Source organism: Micrococcus sp. HG099 (genome assembly GCF_024723355.1).
GTDB lineage: Bacteria > Actinomycetota > Actinomycetes > Actinomycetales > Micrococcaceae > Micrococcus > Micrococcus endophyticus.
Window position 1 is genome coordinate 1 of sequence record NZ_JANQCJ010000251.1, and the last position, 1,172, is coordinate 1,172.

The window sequence follows — 1,172 nt, forward strand, 5'->3', positions numbered from 1 at the left end:
GCCCACCCCGTCGGCCACGCGCAGCCGCCACGTGCCGGCCGCGTGGCCGGCCGCGTCCGCCACGGCCAGCACGACCTCGCCGGCGACCTCGGGCGCGTAGCCGCGCCCGCCCAGGCACACCGGCACGTCCAGGACGCGCAGGTAGAGGTCGTCCCAGACCGACTTCGTGCGCACTCGCCGGCGGTCGGCGAGGACCTGCTCGAGCCCGCCGTCGTCCGGGCAGCGGGTCATGCGCAGCCTCTCGATCAGGTCCAGGCGCGTCAGGTACCGCCACAGCTGGCGGGCGGCGGCGTCCGTGGCGGCGAGGAACACCTCGACGGACACGGTGGTCGGCTCCTTACCCCACCCGTCGAAGCGGTAGAGCGCGACGCCCTGCACGGCCCCGTCCGCGTCGCGGTGCACGGCGGCGAACAGGCCCGAGCCCCTGCCGTCGTTCTTCGCGGCGCTGCGGTCCTCCCACCGGATGACGTGCCCCGTCGGGCGGTGCACGCTGCCGGGGGTGCCGCGCCGCACGCGATCGTGCAGCGCCTCGACGACGCCGGCCAGCTCCCGCGGGTCCTCCCGCAGCACCGTGCCGGCGTCCTCGTCCGTCCGGCCGGCGGCGTCGGCCGCCAGCACGACGTCGCCGCGCACGTCCACGCGCACGGTGCGGGCCGTCGAGGCCGCGCCGAAGCCGAACCGCCCGTAGATGGTGGACTCCGAGGCGGTGAGGGCGGCGACCGGCACCCCGGCGGCGACGGCCTCCTCGAGCGAGGCCGTCATCATGGCGCGCAGGATCCCGCGGCGGCGGTGCCCGGGCGAGACGGTGACGTTCGAGATCATCCACACCGGCAGCTCGGCCCCCGGCGAGGTGGTCAGCCGGGACGTCCAGTCCACGAACGTGCCCACGGGCTCGCGCCGGGCCGGGTCGTCCGCGGAGAGGTAGACGCCGCGCAGGACCTTCGCGTCGTCCGCGGAGACGCCCAGATCCTGGTCCGCCGCCGCCCCCTGGGGCACCTCCTCGTAGAAGCCCTTCTCCACGGCGGCGGTGTGCCGCACGTGCGCGGGGTGCTCGGTGCGGGCCGGGTCCGCGCCGTCGGAGCCGCGGCTCAGCGGGGCCAGGGTGCGCAGGACGAGGCCGTGCCGGGCCAGGGCGTCCTGCGCGGCGGGGGCGGCGGGGGCGGGGGCAGCGG

General features: G+C 77.6%; 1 protein-coding gene. It reads right to left on the bottom strand.

The features are described 5' to 3' along the window. A partial coding sequence (locus NWP10_RS12035; RefSeq protein WP_258301057.1) for a GNAT family N-acetyltransferase occupies positions 1-1,172 on the bottom strand: 1,172 nt, incomplete at both ends.